Genomic DNA, 24,130 nt, shown 5'->3' on the forward strand with positions numbered 1-24,130 from the left:
CCGGACCTACTCCAGCATCCGGGTCGCGCGGGAGGCCCACTCCTGGGCCTTTCCCCGATACGGCGGGAAGAACACCGAAGCCAGCGACTTCATCCACTGGACCATCACCGCCCGCTCGTGGCTGAACGTCTTGAAGCCGTAGTGCCCGTGGTAGTTCCCCAGCCCGCTCATCCCCACCCCGCCAAACGGCAGGTTCGGGTTCGCCACGTGGATGAGCACGTTGTTCACCACCACCCCGCCCGACGTCGTATGGGCGAGCACCTCCTCCACCACCTTCGAGTCCTGCGCGAACACGTAGAGCGCCAGCGGCTTCCCGCCTTCGTGGATGTGCGCGTAGATCTCCTCGCGCCGCTCGTACGTCAGCACCGGCAACACCGGCCCGAAGATCTCCGCCTCCATGATGGGCATCGCCGTCGTCACCCCGGACAACACCGTGGGCGCCACGTACCGCGACGGCCCGTCCGCCGTGCCGCCCGCCTCCACCCTCGCCCCCGCGGCGACCGTGCGGTCCAGCACCTCCTTGAGCCGCTTCCAGGCGGCCGGATCCACCACCCGCGCGAAGTCCGGGCTGGCCTGCCGCTCCGCCTCCGTCGCCCCGTAGAAGCGCGTCAGCACCGCCTTGAGCGCCTCCAGGAACGCCTGCTGCTTCGACGCCGGCACGTAGATGTAGTCCGGCGCCACGCACGTCTGGCCCGCGTTCACGAACTTGCCCCACGCCAGCGCCTCCGCCGCCGCCGTCAGGTTCGCGGACTCGTCGATGATGACCGGCGACTTGCCCCCCAGCTCCAGCGTCACGCTGGAGAGGAACTTCGTCGCCGCCGCCATCACCTTGCGGCCGATGTGCGGGTTGCCCGTGAAGAAGAAGTGGTCGAACGGCTGCTGGAGCAGCGCCTCCGCCACCTCCGCGCCCCCCTCGAACGCCGCCACCTCGTTCTCCGGGAACACGTCCCGCACCAGCTGCGCCAGGAAGCGCGAGGTGTGCGGCGTCTTCTCACTGGGCTTGAGCATCACCGCGTTGCCCGCCGCCACCGCCGCGATGAGCGGCGCGGCCAGGAGCTGGAACGGGTAGTTCCACGGCGACAGGATGAGCACCACGCCCTTCGCCTCGAAGCGCACGTGGCTGGACGCGCCCTTGAGCGTCAGCGGCGTCGCCACCCGCTTGGGCTTCATCCACGACTTCAGGTGCTTCACCGTGTGGTTCAGCTCCTCCAGCGTCGGGTGGATCTCCGTCAGCTCCACCTCCACCGCCGGCTTGCGGAAGTCCTGGTGGATGGCCTCCGCCAGCTGCTCGCGGCGCGCGATGATGGCCTCGCGCAGCTTGCGCAGCCGCGCGATGCGCTCCGCCGCCGTGCCGCGCGACAGGTTCCAGCGGTTCGCGCGCTGCGACTCGAACACCGAACGGATGCGGTCGATTTCAGCGGTGGGCTTCGGAAGGAGGGACGCGACGGCTTCCAGCATGACGGGCTCCATTTTGGATTCGGAAGAAGATGGGTGGGGTCAACGGGCCTCGAGCCCGCGAAGGAGGGTGGTGATGGCCGCCGTCAGCTCGGCGGTGAAGTCCACGCGCAGCGGCGCCATGTGCGGCAGCGTCAGCACCTCGCGCGCCACGGGCGCGATGTCCGCCATCTGCCGCAGCCCCGTCATCAGCGCGTGCACGTGGCGGATGAGCCGCCCCGCCGTGTCCGGCGTGAGGAAGGGCAGCCGCTCCTGGAGCAGCGCCGCCGTCGTCCCCATGGACACGAGCACCCGCTCCTTGAACGCCTGGGCCTGCTCCACCGACACGTTCTGCTCCAGCACCGTCTGCATCAGCGCCAGCAGCCGGGTGAACGTCTCCTCCCCCTCCAGCGACGCCGCCACCGTGCGCGCCAGCCGGGGCCCGGTCCATGCCCCCCCGCCTTCGGAGAGCCGCCCGTTCAGCTTCGCGAACCACGCGGTGAGCAGGTCGTCCAGGAGCGCCAGGAACAGCGCCTCCTTCGTCGGGAAGTAGAGGAACACCGTCCCCTTCGCCAGCCCCGTCCGCGCCGCCACGTCCGCCATCTTCACCTCGGCGAAGGACGTGGCCTCGAACAGCGCCCGCGCCGCGTCCAGCAGCTCCCGCCGCCGCGCTTCCTTGTCCGAGTCCCGCCGCGCCCTCGGCGGAACCCCCTTCTTCGCCGCCAGTGCCGCCACCATGACCCTCGGTTAAATGACCGCCGGTCATTCGTCAAGCTGACCGCCGGTCATCCATCCACCGGTGGACGGTGCAAGGGCACGGGGGGATGGAGTCATGTAATCCAATGTGAGACTCTGGGTGACATGATGAGACCCATCGACGCGGAGCTGCTGGCGGGGCGCGCGCTGTACCAGGACGTGGTGCTGCGCAAGCTGGCGCACGCCCGCGAGTCGGTGTGGATGGCCACGGCCAACGTGAAGGCGATGTACGTGGAGCGGGCGGCGGGGCGGTTCGTGCCGCTGCTGGAGGTGCTGGACGGGCTGGCCGCGCGGGGCGTGGCGCTGCGGCTGTTGCACGCGGAGCTGCCCAGCCGTCCGTTCCGGGCCGCGTTCGACGCGCGCTCGCGGCTGGTGAAGGGCGGGCTGGAGCTGAAGGTGTGCCCGCGCGTGCACTTCAAGGCGGTGGTGGTGGACGGGGCGTGGGTCTACCTGGGCAGCGCCAACCTCACCGGCGCGGGGCTGGGCGCCAAGGGGGAGGACGTCCGCAACTTCGAGATGGGCTTCGTCACGGAGGACTTCGACACCATCGACCGGACCACGGCGCTCTTCGACGCGGTGTGGAGCGGCGCCGAGTGCCGAGGCTGCCGGCTGCGCTCGGTGTGTCCTGACCCCATCTTGCCCTCCGGCGTGGGACAGGCGAAGAAACGGGGGCGGGATGCGGTGCGCCTGGGCAAGGCCCGGCGCCTGCGTCGCCCACGGGAGGACTCGACATGAAGCTGTACTACGCGCCTCGCACGCGCTCGACGCGTCCGCGCTGGCTGCTGGAGGAGCTGGGCGTGCCGTACGAGCTGGTCCGCGTGGACCTGGCCCAGGGCGCGCACAAGCAGCCTGACTATCTCCAGCACGTCCACCCGCTGGGTCTCGTGCCCGCGCTGGAGGACGGCGGGCAGGTCTTCATGGAGTCCACCGCGCACCTGCTCCACCTGGCGGACCGCTTCCCGCGGAAGGGCCTGGCGCCGGAGCCCGGCTCGCCCGAGCGCGCCGCCTACTACCAGTGGATGGCCTTCGCGATGACCACGCTGGAGCCGCCGCTGGAGGCCTTCCTCGAGCACACCCAGTCCCTGCCGGAGGCCCAGCGCGTCCCCGCCCTCGCCGAGCGCGCCGTGCAGCGCTTCACCGACGCGGCGCGGGTGCTGGACGCGCGGCTCGAGGGACGTGAGTTCGTCGCGGGTTCGCGCTTCAGCGCGGCGGACGTGCTCGTGGCGTCCATCCTCGCGTGGGCCGGCTCCCTGGGCCGGACGAAGGACTTCCCGGGGCTGCAGGCGTACGCGAGGCGCCAGCTCGCGCGTCCCGCCGCGCAGCGGGCCCGCGCGGACTAGGCCCGGGGTGACGGCTTCGGATCCACAAGCGCGGGAGGCCGTGGACGGCGACGTCCTGGCCCGGCAGCGGGTGCGACGGCGCACCTATTGGTGGTGCGCGCTGCTCATCGCCCTGGGCGCCCTGGCGCATCCGCTGGTGCTGGGCGGCGTGCATCCTCCGTTCTTCCTGGCGCACCTGGTGTGGGCCGGGACGTTCGTGGTGCTGGGCGCGCTCGTGGGCGTGGGCCGGCTCCGCCCTCCGCTGAGCGGCATCGCGGCGGGCGTGGTGAGCCTCTCCGCGCTCACGGCGAGCATCCACGCCACCGGCGGCCTGGAGAGCCCGCTGTTCTCCGCCTTCTACACGGTGCCGCTCTTCGTCACGGTCTTCACCCCGGGCCAGCGGCTGCCGGTGTGGACCGCCATCGGGGGCACGCTGGCGGCGGTGGTGCTGATGACGTGGCTGGCGCACGCGCCCGTGTCGGCGGTCATCAGCCAGTCCATCAGCCTCAGCTTCGTGTTCCTGGTGGCCGCGCACGGCGCGGAGACCTTCCGCCGCCTGCGCGGCGCCGAGCGCACCGCGCACCAGGAGCGCGTGGAGGCCCTGCGCCAGCTGGCGGACAGCGAGTCGCGCCGCGCGCGCGTGGAGCGGCAGCGCGCGGAGGTGGAGCGGCTGGTGGTGGTGGGGCAGCTGGCCGCGGGCGTGGCCCACGAGGTGAACAACCCGCTCGCGTACGTGAAGTCGAACCTGCGCTACCTCCAGGAGGAGTGGGCGGAGGGCGCCCCCGAGGACATGGACGACGTGCGCCGCGTGCTGGAGGAGACGCAGCAGGGCGTGATGCGCATCCAGCAGATCGTCACCGACCTGCGCCAGTTCTCCCGCGAGGCCCCCGACGGCGCGGAGTCCTGCGACGTCGCGGAGACGCTGGCCGAGGCGCAGCGGCTGGCCTCGGTGCGCCTGCGGAGCCTGGGCGTGGTGGAGCGCGACGTGGCGCAGGGCCTGGCCCCCGCGCGCGTCACGGCCCGCCACCTGGTGCAGGTGCTGGTGAACCTGCTGCTCAACGCCGCGGACGCGCTGGAGTCCGCGCGCCCCAGCCGCCCCGCGCGCGTGGTGCTGCGCGCGCGCATGGATGACGGCCGCGTGAGGGTGGAGGTGGAGGACAACGGTCCGGGCATCCCCGAGGCCGCGATGGCTCGCCTCTTCGAGCCCTTCTTCACCACGAAGCCGCCCGGCAAGGGCACCGGCCTGGGGCTGGCGCTGTGCCGCGACTACGTGGCCCGCGCGGGCGGGACGCTGGAGGCGGAGAACCGCGCGGAGGGCGGTGCGCGCTTCATCCTCCGGCTGCCCACCGCGGGCACGGCGTGCCCCCCGGTCCGCCGCGAACCGCCCGCGCCCGTGGAGGCGGACGCGGAGCCCGTGGCCGAATAGCGCTCCCCCCGGCGCGAGCCTTCGCTCATCGCTCCAGCGCGTGCGCCACCTGCCCCAGGAGCCGCAGCCGCGGGGAGTCCAGCTTGCGCACGGTGCGCAGCAGGCGGCGCACCTCGGGGCGCTCGCGGTACTCCGGCGGATCCTCCGACAGCTGCGGCGCGCCGTCCTCCGTCACCGCCGCCGTCGCGCTCAGCCCGAGCAACACGTCCGACGAGCAGTTGAGCACGAGGCACAGCTTCCGCAGCGTCCGGACGCTCGGCAACATGTGTCCGCGCTCCAGCCGCCCGTACACCTCCGTGGCGATGCCCACGCGCTCGGCGACATCGGCCTGCGTCAGCTCCAGGCGCTGCCGGGAGGCGCGCACCGCGTTTCCAATAAGGGTTGCCAGTCGTTGTTCCATGGCGTGGAAAACCTGTCGAAAGAGGAGCTTCTCCCCCCGCTTTTCAGACGGAGAGGTACCGGGGAGAAGTCGCTGCCTTGCGTGACCTCGTGAGACACAGATTACGAGTGGGGTCTGACATCTCCGGGCGTACGGACAGGCCCCGCAAACCCGCGACAATTCGCTGTTTCCGCCGTTCTCGCGCACGCGTTTCGCAAGGCTTCCCGGGTGCGTTTTTCTCACGTGCTGAGCGCGCCGAACCGGGGTGGTAGGCGCGCGCGCTCTGGCCCCTCCCAACACGTCACGGGAAGGCCGTGCGAGGTCGCCCGACGTGCCGGGTCGCTTCGTGCGGTGGACGACTTCTTCAAGGGTCCGGGGAGACCGCGCGCTCCAGCGGGACAGGCTGGAGCGGGGCTCGAACCCGGACGTTCTTTTCGCGCGCGGGCGGACTCGCGCCGCGGCCCGCGTTCAGCCTTCGGACGGCAGCGCGGCGCGCGCTTCGGTGTACTCGCGCACCATGCGCTCCACGACGGTGGCGGCGGGCAGCACGTCCTTGACGAAGGCCACGCCCTGGCCCGCGCTCCAGGTGTCCTTCCAGGCCTTGCCCTGGCCCGCGCGGAAGCGCTCCAGCGCGGTCTTGAGGAAGTTGCCGTGCACGCCCGTCACTTCCTTCGTGTACTCCAGGTCCTCCGGGCTCGCGTCCACCAGCGCCTGCTTGTAGTCGGGCGCGGCGCCGGCCTCCTCGGTGGCGAGGAAGCGCGTGCCCACGTACGCGCCATCCAGGCCCAGCGCGAGCGTCGCGGCCAGGTGGCGCCCGGTGGAGAGCGCGCCCGCGAGCACCACCGGCACGCCCAGCTCCTCCTTGAGCCAGGGCCCCAGCACCAGGGGGCTCAGGTTGCCGGCGTGGCCGCCCGCGCCCGCGCCCACCGCGACGAGCGCGTCCACGCCCGCCTTCGCGGCCTTCTCCGCGTGGCGCAGGGAGATGACGTCGCTCCACACCTTGCCGCCGTACGCGTGCACGCGCTCCACGATGGGCGTGGGGTCGCCCAGGCTGGTGATGACGAGCGGCACCTGGCGCTCCACGGTCGCGGCCACGTCCTCCTCCAGGCGCTCGGCCCACTTGAGGATGAGGTTCACGCCGAAGGGCACGTCCCTGGGGAACGCGGCGAGGAAGTCCCGGTAGGCCTGCGCGGTGCGGTAGTTGAGCGACGGCACCGCGCCAATGGCCCCCGCGCGGCCGGCCGCCTCCAGCAGCGCGGCGTTGGACACCAGGAACATGGGGGCGGCGATGATGGGATAGCGGATCCCCAACATCCGGGTCACCGCGGTGTCGATGCGCGAAGGAGCCATGCGCGCATTGGACCATGCGTGCACGCGGGCGCGAGGCCGAAAAATCGGCCTGGGCGGCGTTGTCAATCCTGGCGTGCCTTCGCGGGGGAAAACCCCTGGTGTTTCCGTGGTTTACGTAGCACGTAGGGCTGACGTAAGGTGCGCCCCCCGACGTCAGGTCGGGAAAGCCGGGGAGTCCCTTCGGTGATGCGAACCGGGGAGCGCCGCCGAGCGCCTTCGCGGGGAGGCCAGAGCCAGTCGTGAGTGACGAGCGTCCGGACGCGCTGCTCAAGAGCGCACTCGAAAAGATCGTCTACTTCGAGGCCCGTGCGCAGCAGTTGCATGGCGAGCTGGCGAGCGCGCGCGACGAACTCTCGCACCTCAAGGAGGACCTGGCGGAGGCGCACCAGCGGGAGCTGGACCTGCGCCGGGAGCTGGCGGAGCTGGAGGTGCGCGGGGGCCGCGCGCAGGCGGAGCGCGAGGAGCTGACGCGGCTGAACCACGCGCTGCGCCTGGAGCGCAACCAGCTGATGGAGAAGCTGCTGGATGCGAGCCGCATCCACTCCTCCGGGCAGGCGCGCGCGGTGGCGGACGACGATGACGACGAGCTGGGGTTCGACCTGGCGTCGTTCATCTCGCAGCTGCGCAGCGAGGTGATCCTCCGGGGTGACGCGGTGCCTGCGGTGCGCTCGCGGGTGAGCGGGCCGGCGGTGCCGCTGAAGGCTTCGGAGCCGAGCGTGCCGTGGACGGACCGTCCCGCGCCGCCCATTCCTCCGCGAGCCTCGGCGCCCTTGCATTCGGGGCTGTCGCCGGTGGCGCGCGAGGCGCAGCGGCTGCAGGACGAGGGGCGGCTGCGGGTGAGCCCGGAGCAGATGGCGGAGCTGTCCGGTCATGCGGGCAGCCCAACGGACGAGACGCTCTTCGGGTTCTCGGTGCGGGAGCTGTCGGCGGCGGACGCGGCGGCCCGGGTGCGCGCGGCGGAGCGGCTGAAGGCGCTGGCGCATCCGGCGGCGGCGCCCGCGTTGGCGGCGGCGCTGCATGCGGAGACGGACGCGGTGGCGCAGGTGGCGCTGGTGCAGGCGTTCGCGGGGCTGTGCCGGGAGGAGGGCGCGTCGGTGGTGTCGCCGCTGCTGTCCTCGCCGGTGCCGGAGGTTCGCATCGCGGCGTTGAAGGCGCTGCTGGTGTTGGCGCCGAAGGACGCGGCGCCGCATCTGGCGCAGGCGATGAAGGATTCGGACCGGTCGGTGCGCCGGCGCGCGTCGTTGTTGGCGTTGGGGTTGGAGGGGGAGACGGCGCGGCGGCTGGGCGAGGACGCGATCCACGACACGGATCCGGAAGTGCGCGCGCTGGCGGCGCTGGCGTTGGGGGCGGGCCGGGGCGAGAACGCGCGGACGTTGTTGCTGGAGGCGCTGGACGACGACGAGGCGCGCGTTCGCAAGGCGGCGGCGCAGAGCGTGTCGCGCATCCTGGGGCAGGACGTGTCCGCGGTGGTCGCGCTGGATGATGCGCACCGTCGGCGGGAGATCCGCCGGCTGGCGACGCTGCCGGTGAAGCCCGTGCGCGCGACGCTGGATGTGAAGCCCGCGGTGGCGCAGGCGCAGCAGCCTGTCGCGGTGAATGGCGCGCAGGCCGTGGCGGTGCAGGCACAGCAGCCCGTCGCGGTGAATGGCGCGCATGCCGTGGCGACGCAGGCGCAGCAGCCCGTTGCGGCGAATGGCGCGCATGCCGTGGCGGCGCAGGCGCAGCAGTTCTTTGTGGCGAACGGCGCGCAGGCCGTGGCGGTGCAGGCACAGCAGCCCGTCGCGGCGAATGGCGCGCAGGCCGTGATGGCGCAGGCGCAGCAGTTCGTCGCGGCGAACGGCGCGCAGGCCGTGGCGGTGCAGGCACAGCAGCCCGTCGCGGCGAATGGCGCACAGGCCGTGATGGCGCAGGCGCAGCAGTCCGTCGCGGCGAATGGCGCGCAGTCCTTGGTGGCGCAGGCGCAGCAGTTCGTCGCGGCGAATGGCGTTCAGGCGCAGCAGCCCGTTGCAACGAATGGCATGCAGGCTTGGGCGGCGCATGCACCGCGGCCTGTCGCGGCGAATGGCGTGCAGGCCGTCGCGGCGCAAGCCCCGCGGCCCGCGCCCCCGATGACGGCTCACGCCGCGCCGATTCCACGTGCGGATGATGCCGCGAGCAGCTCGCAGTGGGCGGTGGTCCCCGTGGCCTCCCCTGCGCACGTCGTCGCCACCGTGGGCGTGGCCCGCTCCGCACCCGCCGTGATGAACGGCGCCGCCCCCGCGAGGGTCGCGAACGGCGGGCCGGTGTCCTTCGGCTCAGGCCCCGCCGTGCCGCCCGTCGCTTCGGTTCCGCCCGCCGCTCCCGCGCAGCCCGCCGTGCGGCGGACGCCCGTGCAGGCCGCGCTGGTGGCCATGGGCGCGCCTCCTCCGGCTCGCGCGCCGGTGGCCGCCCCCGTCACGCCTCCGGTGCCTCCGCGCCGGGGCCCTTCTCCCGTCGAATCGCTGTGTGGGGCCATGTTGCAGGAGGTGCGGGTCGCCGTCCGGGGACGCTCGCTCGCCGAGCTGACGGCCGGACTCTCCGCTCCCCCGGAGCTGGCCCAGGAGGCTGTTGCCCTGCTGGTGGCCCGAGGGGCCATCGTGCGAAGGGGGCACAAATACTTCGCCGCTTGAGGCAAGGTGCAGCGCGCCGGGCCTCACACGTCATCCGAAGGGTCGTTCATGGAAGCGCCGACGTACAGCTCGAAGCAGGTGGCCGAGATGCTCGGCGTGACTCCGAAGGCCATCCCCTCGGAGCTGCGCAAGGAGACCTACGGCCCGGAGGACGTGTGGGAGCTGCGCACGACGCTCGACCGCTTCCCTCCCACCGCGGGCCACCGCCGCCAGCTCTTCCTCAACTTCAAGGGCGGCACCGGGAAGACGTCCCTGTCCACCTCGTACGCGTGGCGGCTCGCGGAGATGGGCTACGCGGTGCTCCTCATCGACCTGGACAGCCAGGGGCACGCCACCAAGTGCCTGGGCTACGAAGGCGAGGACTTCGAGAAGACGCTCCTGGACGTGCTGGTGCGCAAGACGCCCCTCGTGCAGGTGGTGCAGAAGTCCACCCTGCCCAACCTGGACTTCATCCCGTCCAACCTGAGCATGTCCACGGTGGACCTGGCGCTGATGCCCATGGCCGGCCGTGAGTTCAAGCTGCGCAACGCGCTCAAGGACGTGGAGGCCCAGTACGACTTCATCGTCTTCGACGCGCCCCCGTCCTTCGGCCTGCTCAACCTCAACGCGCTGATGGCCGCGAACGACCTGTTCGTGCCGGTGCTCGCGGACTTCCTCTCCTTCCACGGCCTCAAGCTGCTCTTTGAGACGGTGCAGAGCCTGGAGGAGGACCTGAACCACGTGCTGGACCACGTGTTCATCGTGGTGAACTCCTTCAACGCCACCTTCAAGCTGGCGAAGGAGGCGCTGGAGGCACTTCAGACGCACTACCCCGAGTACCTGCTGCCCACCATCATCCGGCAGTGCACCAAGTTCGCGCAGGCCTCCAGCGAGGGCCGCCCGGTGTTCGTGGCGGACCCCACGTCCAAGGGGGCCAGCGACATCCAGGCCATGCTCGACAACGTGCTGCCCCGCCTGGTGGCCGCGCACGCCGCCGCGTCCAAGAGCGGCACCGCGACGAAAGCCGGCTGAGATTCCGCCATGAAGAAAGCCTTTGAACAGAACGTGTCCCGCGCGAAGCCGCGCCTCCGCCTGGGGGCGCTGACGGGCGCACTCGACCCGGCCGACCCGACGGGGACCGCCGCCGCCAACCCGGAGCCCGCCGCGCCGGCCGCGCCGCCCGTCGCGGAGGCCCCGGACCTGTCCGCCGAAGTGCGCGCCCGCATCGAGCGCCGCGGCGCCCCGCGCCCCACCGCCGCCGAGGCGCTGGAGGCCGCGCTGCACGCCCCCAAGGCCGCGTCCCCGCAGGGCCTGCCCGCGGTGACGGCGCCGACGTTCTCGCCGGTGTCCCACGCGCTGTCCGCCCTGGTGTCCCCGGAGGCGCGGCGCGAAGAGGAAGAAGCCCCCCCGGCGCCGTGGTTGGAGCCGGACGCTCCGGAGGCCTCGGCCGACTGGAACGTGGCGCAGGCGCCCGCGCCCGAGGAGTCCGCCTGGGACGCGGACGCCGTGCCCCCCGTCTCGCACCGGGAGGTCGCCGAGGCGGTGGCCGCGTCCGCATGGAGCGTCTCCGCCGCGCACGTCGCGCAGCAGCGGGAGTCCGCGGTCGAGGCGTTCGCCCGGGAGCCGGTGGCCGCCGAGCCGACGCCCACGTTCGTGCAGGCCGCGCCGCCGGAAGCCCCGGTCCCCGCCGCCGCGCGCTGGGATGCGCTCACGGCGCGGCCGGAAGCCGCCGTGCACGTGGACGCGACGCGCATCGCACCCCTGGCCCACTCCGCGACGCACAGCGATGCTCCGCGCGCCTCCGCCCAGCCGGAAGCCGCTTGGGGAGCCCCTGCCACCTCCGCCTCGCAGCCACTGGTGGCGCGGATGGACGCCGCCCATGGCACGCCGGCCACGTTCGCTTCACCGCCTCCCGCCATGGCGCAGCCGGAGGCTCCTCGGGGCGCGCCGGTCACGTTCGCCTCGCCGCCTCCGGTGGCACAGGCCGAGACGGCCCGGGGTGCGCCGGTCACGTTCGCCTCGCCGCCTCCGGTGGCACAGGCCGACGCGGCCCGGGGCGCTCCGGTCACGCTCGCGGGCCCGCCGCCCGGAGTACAGTTCGATGGACGGATGGGCGTTCAGGCCCTCCGCATGCCTGCCGAGGCCGAGCCCATGACGACGTACGCTGCCGTCCAGGCCTCCACCGTCACCACCACCGAGCCGGTGGCCCGACAGGACACCCCGCCCGCGCAGGTCGAGGTGCAGACCCCCGCCCCTCCTCGCGAGGAGCTGGACTCGGAGTCGCGCCGTGAGCGCCTCAAGGCCCGCCTCAAGGCCGTGCGCGAGAACCCGCGTCCGGAGCCGCTGCCCGCCACCGTCGCCGAAGCCGGACAGCGCGCGGTGGAGCGCATCACCCACCTCCAGGCGGAGCTCACCAAGGTCAAGGCGCTCAACCTCACGCTCACCCAGGACCTGGAAGTGGCCCGCCGTCAGGCGGAGAAGGCCACCGAGGAAGCCCGCCTGCGCATGGACGAGGCCCGCCGCCTGTCCGCGGAGATGGAGGGCCGCGTGAAGCTGCTCGCCGACCTGGAGCGGGAGCTGGCCGCGCTGGAAGGCGAGCGCGACGAAGCGCTCCTGTCCCTCCAGGAGTCCCGCCAGGCCCTCCAGGCCGCCGCGAAGGAGCACGACTCCCTGGCGCAGGTCGTCACGCGCGGCAAGCAGGCCCTCGCGGACAGCCTCGCGGAGGAGGAGCGCCTCGCCGTGGAGCTGGAGGGCGCCAAGGACGAGTCCTCGTCGCTGCGCCGCGCGGTGGAGACGCTCCAGGGCGAGCGCGACGTGCTCGCCCAGCAGGTCGCGTCCCTCACCGCCGAGCGCGCCGAGCTGCTGGAGGCGCGCAAGGCCCTGGAGTCCGTGCACCGCGCCCTCAGTCAGGCCACGGTGCGCTGAAGCCACGGGGACCCGCGCGGGTCCCCGTCCGGCCCTACTTCGTGTCCTTCGCCACGCCCCGGGCCTTCCCGCCCGGCGCGGGGCCCACGATGGCGAAGGCGGTGGGCAGCGCGGGGCTCTGGAGCGACGCGGGATCCAACCGCGCGAGCGCGTCCTCGTCCCGCTCCCGCGCCGCCAGGATGCGGGAGATCTGCGCCATGCGCTCCTCCTTCTTCGGGTGGTTCTCCAGGATGCCGCCACCGCCCGCCGTCTGTTCGAGCAGCCGCGAGTACTCCCGCGGGTCGTAGCCCGCGGACAGCAGCAGCTCCACCGCGAGCGCGTCCGCCGCCATCTCCTCGTCCTTGCGGTTGCCCTTGCCCAGGGCCTCCACGGTGCCTTCGGCCATCTTGGCCATCAGGCCCGTGTCCGAATCCAGGTCCAGCCGGCCATCCCGGCCCCCCGCGTCCAGCACCTTCGCGGCGACCGCCGACACGACCGCGTTGCCCACCGTGGCGAGCTGGCAGGTGTTCACCTTCACGGAGACATACTGGTGCAGGGCGTGCTTGAGCACGACGTGGGCAATCTCATGCGCCAGCACGCCCGCGAGCTGCGCCTCGTTGTCCACGCCCTGGAGCAGCCGGCGCGTGACGAAGACGTAGCCTCCCGGGGCGGAGAGGGCGTTGAAGTTCTTCGGGTCCTTGAGCACGGCGAACGTCCAGCCCAGCTCCGGCCGCGGTGACTGCATCGCCAGGTTGCGGCCCACCGTGTTGACGTAGGTGTTCAGCCCCTCCTCCGCGGCGCTCGCGAGCATCAACCCGCCGCCCTGCTGCGCCCAGTGGATGGCCACCGCGCTGCCCAGCGCGTACTCCTCCTGGATGGCGGGCTCCACCTTCAGCTTGTCGCACGCCTGCACCTTCTCCGACGTGGCCACGGCCGCCCGGCCCACCTCGCCGCCCAGGTTCGTGGCCTTCAGGCTCTTCGTCACCTGGGCGCAGGACGTCAGACACAGGCCCAGGCCCGCCACCGCGAGCATCCCCATGCGCGAGCGCATCACTTCGCCCCCTTCGTCGGCTTGTTGGAGCCCTTCGCCACCTTCTGCGGACCCACGACGGTGTTGGGCGCCACCACGGGAAACAGCCCGGCCTGCCTCACGTGCGCGTCGATCTCCACCGGAGTCACCCGCCTGGCGATCCCCTCCACCTTCTGGATCTGCGCCACCGCGTCCGCGTAGCCACCGCCCTTCTCGCGGCCGTACTTCTCCGCGCCCGGGCTCAGCGCCTTCACCGCCGCCCCGCTGGAGACGAAGGCCGCCGGGTCGATGCTTCGCGTCTTCCCGTCCTTGGCCACCAGCTCCATGTCGGGCGGCTTCGTGGACAGGTTCGTCTGGAACACGTAGCCGGGCTTTCCTCCGGGCTCCGTCACCTGGTGCCATTGCTTGTTCGTGGGGTCCGCGCCCTTCCACGTCACCTGCTGGCCGGGCTGGAGCACCGCCACCACGTCCGCGGTGGGTACCGCGCTCTTGAGCACGCGCGTGTTGCGCGCCTTCACGTAGAGCTTCTCGTCCTTCTTCACCGCCCACGCGGCCGTCACCGGCACCCCCAGCGTCAGCAGCACCAGGCCCCATGTCAGTCGCTTCATCGTCGTCGTGCTCCCAACGTCATTACGCCGTCACTTCTCCAGATTCGCGACGCCGTCGAACTTTTCCGGAGGCGCTTCCAGGTACTCGCGGCAGCGCTCCAGCAGCTTCCCGGTGGGCCCGTCCTCCGGCGCCCGCGCCGCCTCCGCCTCCAGCACCGCCACCGCCTCCGCGAAGCGCGCCTCCCGGTACAGCCCCAGGGCCTCGTGGTAGCGCGCCACCGTGCGCTGGGTGGCGGCATCCAGCTGCCCCTTGAGCGCGAGCAGTTCGTAGACCGTGACGGCCTCCGTCTTGCCCGCCACCCGCACGCGGTCCAGCTCGCGCACCTCGATGTGCTCGCGCGCCAGCTCGTACGTGCGCGGGCCAATCATGATGACCGAGCCGTAGGCCTTGTTCGCGCCCTCCAGCCGCGCGGCCAGGTTCATCCCGTCGCCAATGGCCGTGTAGCTGAAGAGCTGGTCGCTGCCGAAGTTGCCCACGAAGTTCACCGCGCTGTTCACGCCGATGCGCGTGTACACATCCGGGAAGCCCTTGCGCCGGAAGTCCTCGCGCAGGACCTCCACCGCCGCCTTCGCCGCGAGCGCACCCCGGCACGCGCGCACCGCGTGGTCCTCCTGCGCCATGGGCGCGCCGAAGAGGCACACCACCGCGTCGCCAATGTACTTGTCCAGGCAGCCGCCCTCGCGCAGCAGCGCCCCGCTCACCGTCGTGAGGTACGTGTTGAGGATGCGCACCAGCTGGCGCGGGTCCTCCTTGAAGCGCTCGCTGAAGGTGGAGAAGCCGCGGATGTCGCTGAAGAAGGCGGTGATCTCCTTGTTCTCCCCATCCAGGCGCGGCAGCTGCCGCGAGCGGATCATCTGCTCCACCAGCTTCGGCTCCATGAAGCGGTGGAACGCCTGCCGGATGAACTGCGTCTCGCGGTTGGCCACCAGGTGGTTGAACGCCAGCGCCGCCACGCTGGCGCCAATGCCCGCGAGCGCCGGCATCGCCATCAACACATGTGTCTGGGTCGTCCGCAGCAACAGGCCCGTGAACCCATACAGCCCGAGCACGAGCACCAGCGGCCAGCCCACCTCCAGCGGCGTCCAGCGCGCCGTCATCAACAGCACCGCGGACACCAGCGCCACCAGGAAGGTGATGCCCAGGTCCACGCCCGCCGGCGCCCGCGTGATGAAGGCGCCGGACAGCAGCGCGTCCACCACCGTGGCCTGCTTCACCAACCCCGGCTGCGTGGGAGAGAACGGCGTCGCCTTGATGTCGTTGACGCCCACCGCCGTGCCGCCGATGACCACCACCTTGTCCCGGAAGGTGTCCGCGCCCAGCGCCACGGGCTTGTGCGCGCTTCGGCGGATCCAATCCTCCAGCACGTCCAGCAGGGGCACCAGGGTGAAGCGCTCATGGAGCGGGCCGCCGTAGTCCAGCGCCGCGCTGCCGTCCGCGTCCACGTGCCACGCGCGCTCGCCTAGCTGGAGCGTGCGGCCGGAGAGCGTGAGCTCCTTCGCGCCCACCAGGTCCGCCAGCATGCGCACCGGCAGCGTCACGTAGGTGTTGACGCCATCCGAGTAGGCGAAGTGCGTGCGGCGCATGAAGCCGTCCGTGTCCGCCTCCGTGTCCACCAGCCCGAAGCCGGTCACCGACCCCACCAGCGCGGTCGTGGGCGGCACCGGGTAGCGGGGCCGCCACTCCCCGCCCTGCGCGCGGTACCGCAACGCCGGCAGCGCACCCCCATCCGTCCGGCGCGCGGGGAACGCGAGCGCCCGCGCCAGCGCCCCGGGCTCCAGTGTGGGCGTGGCCGTGGCGGGGGCGTCCTCGAACTCCTCGGGGAACGCCTCGTCGTCAGCGGGGGGGGCGTCCGTGGGCGCTGGGGAGGGCGCGGCCTCCGGGGCGGTCAATGGCACGGCGGCGGTGAAGTCCGCGCGGGGCAGGGGGCTCGCGGTGCCGCTGGTCACCATGCCCACGTAGAAGGGCAGCCCCGTGTCTCGCAGCACCTGGGCGAAGCCGAGGTCGGCGGACTCGTCCGACGCGCGCTCGTCCATCACCGCGTCGAAGAGGACCGCCTTCGCTCCCGCGGCCTTCAGCTCCTGCGCGATGCGCGCCCACAGCGTGCGCGTGTACGGCCAGTTGCCGAAGTTGGTGCGCAGCTGCTCATCCTGGTTGATGCCATCCAGCGTGCGCTGGTCGATGGCCACCACCACCACGTGGGAGGACAGCCCCCGGCCGCCGGTGAACGTCACCAGCGCGCGGTCGTATGCGATGTGCTCCACGTCCTGGAGCACGCCGCTCCACTCGCCCGCCCACGCGACGAGGGTGGCCACCAGCGCGACCCCGAGCATCTGCGACCCGTGGTGGCGCCAACGCTCCTGGATGCTCTTCCACAGCTCACCCGTCACGGACCCTCCCCGCGAGGCCGGCGCCGGCACGCTACCCCGGGACGCGCCTCCGCGACACACCGCCTCCAGGCTGTTTCAGCCCGACGGGCATGTATCAAGGTCAGTGATAGCAGGAGTCCCTGTGATGCCGGAGGGCCCCCCGTGGGGCGGGCGTGCGAGCGCCCGCGTCACACGGGCAGGCAGGCGCGCATGGCGGCCCACTGCGGGAGGACACAGCTTGTGGCTTCGCACGTTCACACGCGGGGAGGAATGCCATGCGGATCAGCGCGCTGGGAGGCTCCGAGGGTCTGGAACACAACCCCACGCTCAACCGCGAGTCCGCGGTGGCGCTGGGCGCCTTCGCCGCCCTCACCGCCGGGGCCGTCTACGTGGGCGCGCGCAGCACCCGCGAGGCCGTGTCACAGGGGTGGTACAAGCGGCTCCGGAAGCCGCCGTTCCAGCCGCCCCGCGAAGCCTTCGCGCCGGTCTGGACCGCCCTCTACGCGCTCATCGCCGTCTCCGGCTGGCGCATCTGGGGCTCGCCCGCGGGCGCTGAGCGCTCTCGCGCCCTGGGGCTTTGGTTCGTCCAGCTGGGCCTCAACGCCGCGTGGTCCCACCTGTTCTTCGGAAGGCGCCAACTGACGGCCGCGGCGGTGGAGAACGGGGCGCTCTTGGGCAGCATCGTGGCCTACACCGTCGCCGCGAGCCGCGTGGACCGCAAGGCCCCGTGGCTGATGGCCCCGTACCTGGGCTGGGTGTCCTTCGCCAACGTGCTGTCCGCCGACATCGCCCGCCGCAATGCCTGACGGCGGGCGCCGCTGGTCCGCGGTGTTTCAGTTGCGCAGGCGGGAGGGCCGGGCCGCGTTGAAGGAGAGCACCGCGGCGAAGTAGCGCGCCTGGTTCTCCGACGTGCAGCGCACCTCCTGGACGCGTCCCGCGACCTTCACCCGGACGACCCATCCCTCGTTGTCGCGGCTCACCGGGGTCTCGCTCGGCATCGTCAGGTTTTCCATGTGTGCTCTCCCTCCCGTGCGGCCATCCAGAGCAGGGGGCGTGCCAGGGCTGGTGAGCGTGAGATTCCAGCCCTTTGCATGCGGCTTGCGACGGGGGGGAACAGCCGGGGCTGAAGTTCTTTCAGCGCGCGCCGGGTGACCGCTTCAGTGCAGGTGGCGGTCCGCCCAGGCGAGCGGGAGGCCGGGCCGCGCGGCGGCGAGCGTCGGCAGCGCGACGTAGAAGGTGGACCCCTGGCCCGGTTCACTCTCCACCCAGATGCGGCCGCCATGGCGCTCCACGATGTCGCGGCTGATGTAGAGGCCCAGCCCCAGGCCCCCGTAGGAGCGGCTGGAGGCGTTGCGCGCGCGGAAGTAGCGGTCGAAGAGCTGCCGCTGCTGGTCCTCCGGGATGCCGATGCCCGGGTCCTTCACGGACAGCACCGCCACGTCCTCGTCCACCGACAGGCGCACGCGGATGGTGCCGCCATCCGGGCTGTACTTGAGCGCGTTCTCCAGCAGGTTGAGGACGACCTGCTCCAGCCGGTACGCGTCGCCGTGCACGGAGATGGTGCGCGGGGGCCGTTCGAAGTCGAAGACGTGGTTGCCCCTCTGTCCTTCCAGGCTGGCGAGCGTGTGCTCCACCAGCTGGTCGAAGCGGGTGTCCTCCGGGTGCAGGGCCAGCCGGCCCGCTTCGATGCGCGACGCGTCCAGCAGGTCGTTGATGAGGCCGGTGAGGCGGGTGAGCTGGTGGCGCGCGTGGCGCAGCACGCTCGGGTCCAGGTGCTCGCCGCGCTCCAGGCGGCGCTCCAGCGTGGCCAGGCGCAGGCTCAGGGGCGTGAGCGGCGTCTTCAGCTCGTGGCTCGCGATGGAGAGGAAGTCGTCGCGCACGCGGACGGCCTCCTGGGCCTCGCCGTACAGGTGCGCGCGCTCCTCCTCCGCGCGCTTGCGCTCGGTGACGTCCTCCAACAGGACCCCCACGCCCAGCACGCGGCCGTCGGGCGTGCGCACCGGGTAGAAGCTGCCTGAGAAGGAGCGCATGGGGCCGGGCGCGCCCAGGTCCTCGGTGGTGGCCTCCTGGCTCACCATCGGCTCGCCGGTCCGCAGGACCTGCCGCGGGCCCAGCTCCGCGACGGCGCCCGGCGCCCCGAGCAGCTCCGGCAGCGTGTGGCCCACGTGCGCCTCCGCGGGCAGGCCGTTGATGCGCGCGAGCGTCTCGTTGATGCGCACGTAGCGCAGCTCCGTGTCCAGGAAGCCGATGCCCACCGGGGCGCCGCGGAAGAGCAGGTCGAGCTGGGCCATGTTCTCCTCGCGCTCGGCCTCCACGCGGCGGCGGTCGGTGATGTCCTCCACGATGGCCACCCCGCCCTCCACCGAGCCGTCCTCGGCGTAGCACGGCGCGAAGCGCACGCGCACGGGCGTCACCTTCCCGGTGCTGAGCGCGCGGTAGTCCCCTTCGTAGTCGCAGCGCTGTCCGCCCAGCGACTCGCGCACGCACGCCATGATGTTCTCGTCGCGCAGCGTGAGCAGGTTCACGCCCACGAGGTTGCGCTTCGACGTGCCCATGAGCTGCGCGAACTGCTCGTTGCAGGCGGTGAGGATGGGCACGCGGTCGAAGTGGAAGATGCCCTGGGGGGCGTTCTCCACCACCAGCTGGTAGAGCCGATCCCCCGTCTCCTCCGGACGCACCGGCGCTTCAGGGCCGTTGGCAACGTGCTCCAGGGGCTCGTCCAGCGTGTCGATGACCTCGTGCAGCCGGCGCATCGTGAGGACGATGCGCTCCTCCTCGTTCACGCCAGCGGCGCCCACCGTCAGCTCCACCAGCAGCTCCACGCCGTCCTTGCGCCGGGCGAAGACGCGGGTGGGGCGCCCGCTGAGCAGCTTCCTGCGCGACAGCAGGTAGCGCACCAGGCTCACGCCTTGGAAGGAGTGCAGGCGAGAGGGAAAGAGCTTGGTGACGGGCTTGCCCAGCAGCTGCTCGCGGTCCCACCCCACCAGCCGCTCCGTCGCCGTGTTGACGTGCAGGATGTGCTCGCCGGAGTCGCACGCGATGACGGGATCCACCGCGGCGTCCAGGACGGCCTCCAGCTCCCGTATGGCTCCTCCAGCCATGCCTCGCTCCTGGTGGGAACCGTCCGTGCGCACACGGCGCGGACGGTCCTGCCGGGACAGGGGACCCCCGGCGTTGGCGGGTGCGCGGAGTGGCACCCGTGCGCGTTCCCTTTGCCTACAGATGCACACTGTGGGCTGGGATGGCGCGGCGAAGCCGGAAACCCCGGCGCTGGCGGGACCCCTGGTGAGCGGTCGGGCGGGCCTAGCGCTTGCGCTTCGGGGCCGGTGTGCGTCCGCGCTTCGCCGAGCGCTTGCGCACGGCCTTCCGGGGCGCGGTGCGGGGCGGCGCCGCGCCCAGGGTGAGCGCCTCCAGCTTCTCGCGCAGGGTCCGCGTCTCCTGCTTGAGCGCATCCAGCTCCTCGCGCAGCGCGGAGACCTCACGGGCCTGGGGCGCGCCGTCGCGCAGGGCTCGCACGGCCTCGCGGGCATAGCGGCGGGTGCGCGGGTCGCTGAAGGTCGTGCCCTCCAGCGCGGGCAGCAGGCGCCGGTCGCCCAGGGTGGAGGCCGCGTCGCACACGGCCAGCTGCACGCGGAACTGCGGGTCGCGCAGGAGCTGCGCGAACAGGTCCACCGCCTCGCGCTTGCGGTTCGCGACCTCCGCCAGCTTCGCCACCGCGCCCACGGCGGCGCGGCGCAGGAACGCGGGCTGCCCGTACGCGGTGCGCGCCACCGCCACCGGGAACGCGGCCGGGTCCTGTGACTCCGCGAGCCCGTCCATCGCGCCCGCGCCAATGACGTCCTGGAACGAAGGCCGCGCGGCGGCGGCCTCCAGCAGGGGCAGCGCGTCCGGAGCGCGCACGCGCCCCAGTCCCCGCGCGGCCTCCGCCTCCACGAAGTAGCTGGCGTCCCCGGCCTCCAGCAGCGCCCGCAGGCGGCCGGCCACCTCCGCGTCGTGGCGGAACTCGCCCAGCGCGGCCACCACGGCGCGGCGCACGCGCGGGTGCGGGGTGGTGAGCGCGCCCAGCAGGCCCGCGCGGGCCTCCGGGGTGCGGATGCGCCCCAGCGACTTCGCGCACGCGGCGCGGGTGGCCCAGAACAGGCCGGTGTCCGTCAGCGCGCGGCCCAGCGCCTCCACCGAACGCAGGCCGCCGTCCTTCCCCAGCGCGTGCGCCGCCTCCGTGCGGGCGCGGGCCTCCGGCGCGCGGGCCAGCTCCTCGCGCCACAGCCCCACGGCCTTGTCCACGTCCAGCGAGCCCAGCACGTCGCGGCGCGGATCCACCCGCACCTGAGAGGGCGCGGCGGCGCAGGGCAGGTGGAAGCGGTGCTCCGCGTCGGTGACGTCCAGCCGGTGGCGCGTGTCCTGGCCGTTCACGGTGACGACCACCTCCAGCGGGAGGCGGAACACGGGCGTGCCCGCGTCGGTGCGCTGCGCCTGCCGCACGGCGATGCGCAGGCGCGCGTCATCGGCCTCGTAGCGGACCTCCACCTTCAGCTCCGGATGGCCGGGGGCGTGGACGTACTGGTCGAAGACCGGATCCAGGTTGTGCCCCGTGGCCTGCTCGAAGGCGCGGGCCAGGTCCACCGTCTCCACCACCCCGTGACGGTTCGACGCGACGTAGTGGCGCAGGGCGCGCACGAAGAGGTCGTCCCCCACGCGGCGGCGCAGCTCGTGGAGCACCAGGCCGCCCTTCTCGTAGAGGTGGCGGTCGAACAGGTCCATGGGGGCCTGGAACTTCCGCGCGACGATGGGGCGCGCGTAGCGCTCGCGCGTCTCCGTCAGGTAGGCCTCCAGGTCGAGCGCGCGGTGGTGGTCCGCCTCGTCCCGGTCGTCGCCCTGCTCCTTCCACAGCACCTCGAAGTAGGTGGCGAAGCCCTCGTTGAGCCAGCCGTGGGGCCAGTCGCGGCAGGTGAGCAGGTCGCCGAACCACTGGTGCGCCAGCTCATGGGAGACGAGCGGCTCGGCGGTGAAGTCCAGGTGCGCCCGCGCGTCGTGCAGCACCGTGTCCACCATCGTGGTGGCCGTGGTGTGCTCCATGCCGCCCAGGATGAACTCCGTGACGAACACCTGCGCGTAGCCGCTCCACGGGTACGGTTCGCCGGTGAGGGCTTCGAACGCGGCGATCATCCTCGGCGTGCGCGCCACGCACCGCAGCGCGTCCTCGCGGCGGCCCTTGGGGAACAGGTAGCGCAGCGGCGTGGTGCCGGCGGTGTCGGTGGCCTCGTCGAACTCGCCCACCACCAGCGTGACGAGGTAGGGCGCGTGCGGCTGCGCCATGCGGTGGTGCTGCGTGCGGCGCTCGCCCAGGGTGACGTCGCTGACGAGCACGCCGTTGGACAGCGACGTCATGTTCGCGGGGAAGGTGGCGATGACCTCCGACGTGGCCTTCTGCGCGGGCGTGTCCAGGCAGGGGAACCAGCACCGCGCGTCGATGTCCTGGCCCTGCGTCCACGCCTGGAGGGGCCGGTCGGGGTAGCCCGCGTCGGGACCCCAGAAGTAGAGGCCCCGGCGGGGACGGGCGCGGTAGCTGAGCGCGATGTCGCACGCCTGCCCCGTCTCCAGCGCGCGGGGCAGCTCCACGCGCACGTGGGACCCGGAGTTGGAGAAGGGGACGACGCGCCCGTCCACGCGCGCCTCCGTGATGTCCAGGTCCACCGCGTCGAAGCTGACCGTGGACACGGCGCGGACCGCGGACACACGCGTGGTGCAGGTGCCGGTCAGGGTGCGCTGGCCGAAGTCCAGGTCCAGCTCGATGCGCACGTGCTCGGCGCGCACCGGCCGCGGCGCGGCGTAGTGCTCGGTGGCGCCGGGGAGGCTGAACGGGTGCGGGTCGGACAACCCGGCGGCGGGGGCGTGGCGGTGGCAGCAGCGCATAGGAGGGGGTGACTCTTCCGCAAGCCCGCCCCCGGGTCGAGCCGCATCGAACCGGGTCTTGTCGGAATTCCTGGGGCAGGACCCGCCGGGTCGGGCAGGGGAGGGGGGCCTGGGAGCCCGCGGTGGTTGAGAAATGGCGGGGGGTTCCCCAGGATGGGCGGACCGTGCAGGCCGTCCTCTACTTCTCCGACAAGCAGGTGCGAGAGAAGCTCTTCGCGTTCGTGGACGCCGCCGGGGGGCTGTTGCTGGTGGCGGGGGTGCATCACGACGCGGGGATGACGCGCCCGCCGCAGGCGCGCGAGCCCTTCGCCGCGCTGGAGGACGTCTTCGGGCACGTGCTGTCCCAGGTCATCGTGGCGGACGAGGGCACGGCGGAGGGCATGTGGCGGGACCCCCTGGGGGACCTGGGGGACCGGCTCTACCCGGCCGACAAGAAGCGCGCCTACGCGGTGGCCACGGGCTACGTGCTGCTGGAGGACGGCAAGCCGCGCGCGGTGGTGCGCAAGCACGCCAGCCCCGCCGAGGACCTGTGGTTCCTGCAGGAGGCCCTGAGCCGGCTGTCCCCGAGCGTCCCCGCGCCGGACCCCGAGAAGCGCCCCGGCCACCGCCGCCCCGAACCCGCCCCGCGCGCGCCGCCGCGCTACGGGCCCGCCAGCGCGGGTGGGAGCGCGCGCTCCGACGAGCCCCGTGAAGAGGCGGGGGCCCGCGACGGAGCCGGCAGGGCCGGGAGGGCGGGGTGGGCGCGTGACGGCGCCGGGGCGCGGACGTCCGACGAGACGCCGCCGCGAGGCCGCCGTGCCGTGGAGCCGCCGCCCGCCGAACCCGAGGCGAAGGACCCCTGGGTCGTGCTGGGCATCGAGCGGGGCACGCCGAGGGACGAAGCACGCAAGGCGTTCCGCGTGCTCATCGCGCAGTACCACCCGGACAAGGTGGCGCACCTGGCGCCGGAGTTCCACGTGCTCGCGGAGCGCCGCACGCGCGAAATCCTGGACGCGTGGGAGGCGCTGGAGCGCGACGCCGGGTGAGCCGGCGTCAGGTCGCGAGCACCAGCGGCGGGGCCTCCAGGCGGAAGCGCGCGATGAGGGGCACGTGGTCGGACAGGCCGTGGAAGCGGCTGGTGAGGTCGCCGAAGGGCCGGGTCTCGTCCGCGTCCAGCCAGCTCACGCCGCCGCCGGAGAACAGGTGGTCCAGGTGCATGCGCAGGCGCATGAAGCCCGCGGTGGGGAACGCGCGGGACAGGCTCGGGTTGATCTGCCCCACGGCCACTTGCGCGCACGTCAGGTGCGCGTCCCCCGTGAGGTAGCGGTACACCGGCGACGACGGCGGCGAGTTGAAGTCCCCGCACACCACGAACGGCTCCCCCCGGGCGTGCAGGCCGATGAAGTCCGCGAGCTTGCGCGCCTCGTGGAGCTGGTTGACGCCGCAGCCCATCTTGTCGCGCGTGGCCCAGAACTCGCGGGCGAACGGCGTGGGCAGGCTCAGGTGCGTGTTGAAGATGTGGAAGGCGCGCTGGTCGGCGCGGCGGAAGACGCGCATGTGCGCGCAGATGCGGCTCTGCTTGCGCTCCTTGAGGCCTTGCACGTGGTGGTGCGTGATGTGCTCGGGCGACCCCACGTTGTGCCGGTCCACCTGGAGGGTGCGCGTGTTGATGAGCATCGCGAGCCCGGTGGTGTAGAGCGACAGCTCGCCCACCTTGTAGTGGTGCGCGGGAAAATAGAATGCCTCGTAGGGCAGCTCTCTCCCCTGGAGGGCGAACGTCTCCTCCACGCGGGTCATGAAGGCCTCGAGCTGCGTCTCGCCAGGGCGTGTCGGCCGGTGGACGATGTTGCTGCGCAGCGACGAGGTCTCCACCTCCTGGAGGCACACGACATCCGGCAGCGGGTCCAGGGTGGCCAGGGCGGCCGCCACCCGGCGCTTGGGGCCCACGGTGCTCGCGAGCCCCCTCAGCATGTGTCCGAAGTAGCGGACGTTGTACGTGACGATGCGCAGCGCTGACGGCTCCATGGTCCGGTCGCCA

Annotated in this window: 19 protein-coding genes; 8 read left to right on the top strand and 11 right to left on the bottom strand. The window is 72.6% G+C overall.

What is annotated here, in order from left to right; all coding sequences use genetic code 11:
* Nucleotides 1–6: 6 nt before the first annotated feature.
* Nucleotides 7–1,458, bottom strand: a complete 1,452-nt coding sequence (locus tag FOF48_RS19895) for an aldehyde dehydrogenase family protein (RefSeq protein WP_143903967.1) — start codon at nucleotides 1,456–1,458, stop codon at nucleotides 7–9.
* A gap of 39 nt (nucleotides 1,459–1,497) precedes the next feature.
* The gene (locus tag FOF48_RS19900; protein WP_143903969.1) at nucleotides 1,498–2,172 is read right to left on the bottom strand and encodes a TetR/AcrR family transcriptional regulator; all 675 of its coding nucleotides are present in this window, start codon (nucleotides 2,170–2,172) and stop codon (nucleotides 1,498–1,500) included.
* Between the two features lie 126 nt (nucleotides 2,173–2,298).
* On the opposite strand from FOF48_RS19900, the gene FOF48_RS19905 reads away from it, so the two are divergent.
* From FOF48_RS19905 to FOF48_RS19915, 3 genes are read left to right on the top strand one after another with little or no spacing between them, the layout of a single operon-like run.
* Complete coding sequence (locus FOF48_RS19905; RefSeq protein ID WP_143904284.1) at nucleotides 2,299–2,925, top strand: phospholipase D-like domain-containing protein; 627 nt, start codon at nucleotides 2,299–2,301, stop codon at nucleotides 2,923–2,925.
* Nucleotides 2,922–3,530, top strand: coding sequence for a glutathione S-transferase family protein (locus FOF48_RS19910; RefSeq protein WP_143903971.1), 609 nt, complete (start codon nucleotides 2,922–2,924; stop codon nucleotides 3,528–3,530). Before FOF48_RS19905 ends, FOF48_RS19910 begins: the two co-directional genes overlap by 4 nt.
* 40 nt (nucleotides 3,531–3,570) lie before the next feature.
* Entirely contained in the window at nucleotides 3,571–4,935 is a 1,365-nt protein-coding gene (locus FOF48_RS19915; protein ID WP_143903973.1) for a sensor histidine kinase, read from the top strand.
* A gap of 25 nt (nucleotides 4,936–4,960) precedes the next feature.
* On the opposite strand, the gene FOF48_RS19920 is transcribed toward FOF48_RS19915, so the two are convergent.
* Nucleotides 4,961–5,335 carry a helix-turn-helix transcriptional regulator gene (locus tag FOF48_RS19920; RefSeq protein ID WP_143903974.1) on the bottom strand — a complete coding sequence of 125 codons (375 nt, stop codon included), beginning with the start codon at nucleotides 5,333–5,335 and terminating at the stop codon, nucleotides 4,961–4,963.
* 447 nt (nucleotides 5,336–5,782) lie between these two features.
* Nucleotides 5,783–6,664 carry a nitronate monooxygenase family protein gene (locus FOF48_RS19925; RefSeq protein WP_143903976.1) on the bottom strand — a complete coding sequence of 294 codons (882 nt, stop codon included), beginning with the start codon at nucleotides 6,662–6,664 and terminating at the stop codon, nucleotides 5,783–5,785.
* Between the two features lie 239 nt (nucleotides 6,665–6,903).
* On the opposite strand from FOF48_RS19925, the gene FOF48_RS19930 reads away from it, so the two are divergent.
* Genes FOF48_RS19930 through FOF48_RS37165 form a run of 3 tightly spaced genes read left to right on the top strand, consistent with a single transcriptional unit; the run spans nucleotide 6,904 to nucleotide 12,216 of the window.
* Nucleotides 6,904–9,312 carry a HEAT repeat domain-containing protein gene (locus FOF48_RS19930; RefSeq protein WP_143903978.1) on the top strand — a complete coding sequence of 803 codons (2,409 nt, stop codon included), beginning with the start codon at nucleotides 6,904–6,906 and terminating at the stop codon, nucleotides 9,310–9,312.
* 48 nt (nucleotides 9,313–9,360) lie between these two features.
* Nucleotides 9,361–10,323 carry a ParA family protein gene (locus tag FOF48_RS19935; protein ID WP_143903980.1) on the top strand — a complete coding sequence of 321 codons (963 nt, stop codon included), beginning with the start codon at nucleotides 9,361–9,363 and terminating at the stop codon, nucleotides 10,321–10,323.
* A 9-nt stretch (nucleotides 10,324–10,332) separates the two neighbouring features.
* A complete protein-coding gene (locus FOF48_RS37165) occupies nucleotides 10,333–12,216 on the top strand; it encodes a hypothetical protein (protein WP_255442414.1) in 1,884 nt (627 codons plus the stop codon).
* Nucleotides 12,217–12,250: 34 nt separating this feature from the next.
* On the opposite strand, the gene FOF48_RS19945 is transcribed toward FOF48_RS37165, so the two are convergent.
* From FOF48_RS19945 to FOF48_RS19955, 3 genes are read right to left on the bottom strand one after another with little or no spacing between them, the layout of a single operon-like run.
* Nucleotides 12,251–13,246 carry a M48 family metalloprotease gene (locus FOF48_RS19945; protein ID WP_143903981.1) on the bottom strand — a complete coding sequence of 332 codons (996 nt, stop codon included), beginning with the start codon at nucleotides 13,244–13,246 and terminating at the stop codon, nucleotides 12,251–12,253.
* On the bottom strand, nucleotides 13,246–13,833 hold the full coding sequence (locus FOF48_RS19950; protein WP_143903983.1) for an SH3 domain-containing protein: 588 nt from the start codon (nucleotides 13,831–13,833) through the stop codon (nucleotides 13,246–13,248). The genes FOF48_RS19945 and FOF48_RS19950 overlap by 1 nt, the downstream gene beginning before the upstream one ends.
* Nucleotides 13,834–13,863: 30 nt before the next feature.
* Nucleotides 13,864–16,221, bottom strand: coding sequence for a CHASE2 domain-containing protein (locus FOF48_RS19955; protein WP_143903985.1), 2,358 nt, complete (start codon nucleotides 16,219–16,221; stop codon nucleotides 13,864–13,866).
* 254 nt (nucleotides 16,222–16,475) lie between these two features.
* On the opposite strand from FOF48_RS19955, the gene FOF48_RS19960 reads away from it, so the two are divergent.
* Nucleotides 16,476–17,006: a TspO/MBR family protein gene (locus FOF48_RS19960; RefSeq protein ID WP_143903987.1), complete on the top strand. Its 531-nt coding sequence runs from the start codon at nucleotides 16,476–16,478 to the stop codon at nucleotides 17,004–17,006.
* Nucleotides 17,007–17,033: 27 nt separating this feature from the next.
* Here the strand turns inward: FOF48_RS19960 and FOF48_RS19965 are convergent, their stop codons facing one another.
* The 3 genes from FOF48_RS19965 to FOF48_RS19975 form a co-directional block, all read right to left on the bottom strand.
* Complete coding sequence (locus FOF48_RS19965; RefSeq protein ID WP_143903989.1) at nucleotides 17,034–17,213, bottom strand: hypothetical protein; 180 nt, start codon at nucleotides 17,211–17,213, stop codon at nucleotides 17,034–17,036.
* A 144-nt stretch (nucleotides 17,214–17,357) separates the two neighbouring features.
* On the bottom strand, nucleotides 17,358–19,301 hold the full coding sequence (locus tag FOF48_RS19970) for a PAS domain S-box protein (RefSeq protein WP_143903991.1): 1,944 nt from the start codon (nucleotides 19,299–19,301) through the stop codon (nucleotides 17,358–17,360).
* A gap of 202 nt (nucleotides 19,302–19,503) precedes the next feature.
* Nucleotides 19,504–22,113, bottom strand: coding sequence for a M1 family aminopeptidase (locus FOF48_RS19975; RefSeq protein ID WP_143903993.1), 2,610 nt, complete (start codon nucleotides 22,111–22,113; stop codon nucleotides 19,504–19,506).
* Nucleotides 22,114–22,277: 164 nt separating this feature from the next.
* Here FOF48_RS19975 and FOF48_RS19980 point away from each other — a divergent pair, with 164 nt between their 5' ends.
* Complete coding sequence (locus FOF48_RS19980) at nucleotides 22,278–23,138, top strand: J domain-containing protein (RefSeq protein WP_143903995.1); 861 nt, start codon at nucleotides 22,278–22,280, stop codon at nucleotides 23,136–23,138.
* Between the two features lie 7 nt (nucleotides 23,139–23,145).
* Here the strand turns inward: FOF48_RS19980 and FOF48_RS19985 are convergent, their stop codons facing one another.
* Nucleotides 23,146–24,117, bottom strand: a complete 972-nt coding sequence (locus tag FOF48_RS19985) for an endonuclease/exonuclease/phosphatase family protein (RefSeq protein WP_143903997.1) — start codon at nucleotides 24,115–24,117, stop codon at nucleotides 23,146–23,148.
* Nucleotides 24,118–24,130: the final 13 nt, after the last annotated feature.

The organism is Corallococcus sp. Z5C101001 (genome assembly GCF_007352635.1).
GTDB classification, from domain to species: domain Bacteria; phylum Myxococcota; class Myxococcia; order Myxococcales; family Myxococcaceae; genus Corallococcus; species Corallococcus silvisoli.

Bases quoted from the DNA above. Each gene is read 5' to 3' on its own strand.
- FOF48_RS19975 (WP_143903993.1), bottom strand. From the start codon at position 22,113: ATGCGCTGCTGCCACCGCCACGCCCCCGCCGCCGGGTTGTCCGACCCG.
- FOF48_RS19970 (WP_143903991.1), bottom strand. From the start codon at position 19,301: ATGGCTGGAGGAGCCATACGGGAGCTGGAGGCCGTCCTGGACGCCGCG.
- FOF48_RS19905 (WP_143904284.1), top strand. From the start codon at position 2,299: ATGAGACCCATCGACGCGGAGCTGCTGGCGGGGCGCGCGCTGTACCAG.
- FOF48_RS19965 (WP_143903989.1), bottom strand. From the start codon at position 17,213: ATGGAAAACCTGACGATGCCGAGCGAGACCCCGGTGAGCCGCGACAAC.
- FOF48_RS19925 (WP_143903976.1), bottom strand. From the start codon at position 6,664: ATGGCTCCTTCGCGCATCGACACCGCGGTGACCCGGATGTTGGGGATC.
- FOF48_RS19910 (WP_143903971.1), top strand. From the start codon at position 2,922: ATGAAGCTGTACTACGCGCCTCGCACGCGCTCGACGCGTCCGCGCTGG.
- FOF48_RS19895 (WP_143903967.1), bottom strand. From the start codon at position 1,458: ATGCTGGAAGCCGTCGCGTCCCTCCTTCCGAAGCCCACCGCTGAAATC.
- FOF48_RS19900 (WP_143903969.1), bottom strand. From the start codon at position 2,172: ATGGTGGCGGCACTGGCGGCGAAGAAGGGGGTTCCGCCGAGGGCGCGG.
- FOF48_RS19920 (WP_143903974.1), bottom strand. From the start codon at position 5,335: ATGGAACAACGACTGGCAACCCTTATTGGAAACGCGGTGCGCGCCTCC.
- FOF48_RS37165 (WP_255442414.1), top strand. From the start codon at position 10,333: ATGAAGAAAGCCTTTGAACAGAACGTGTCCCGCGCGAAGCCGCGCCTC.
- FOF48_RS19960 (WP_143903987.1), top strand. From the start codon at position 16,476: ATGCGGATCAGCGCGCTGGGAGGCTCCGAGGGTCTGGAACACAACCCC.
- FOF48_RS19985 (WP_143903997.1), bottom strand. From the start codon at position 24,117: ATGGAGCCGTCAGCGCTGCGCATCGTCACGTACAACGTCCGCTACTTC.
- FOF48_RS19950 (WP_143903983.1), bottom strand. From the start codon at position 13,833: ATGAAGCGACTGACATGGGGCCTGGTGCTGCTGACGCTGGGGGTGCCG.
- FOF48_RS19935 (WP_143903980.1), top strand. From the start codon at position 9,361: ATGGAAGCGCCGACGTACAGCTCGAAGCAGGTGGCCGAGATGCTCGGC.
- FOF48_RS19945 (WP_143903981.1), bottom strand. From the start codon at position 13,246: ATGCGCTCGCGCATGGGGATGCTCGCGGTGGCGGGCCTGGGCCTGTGT.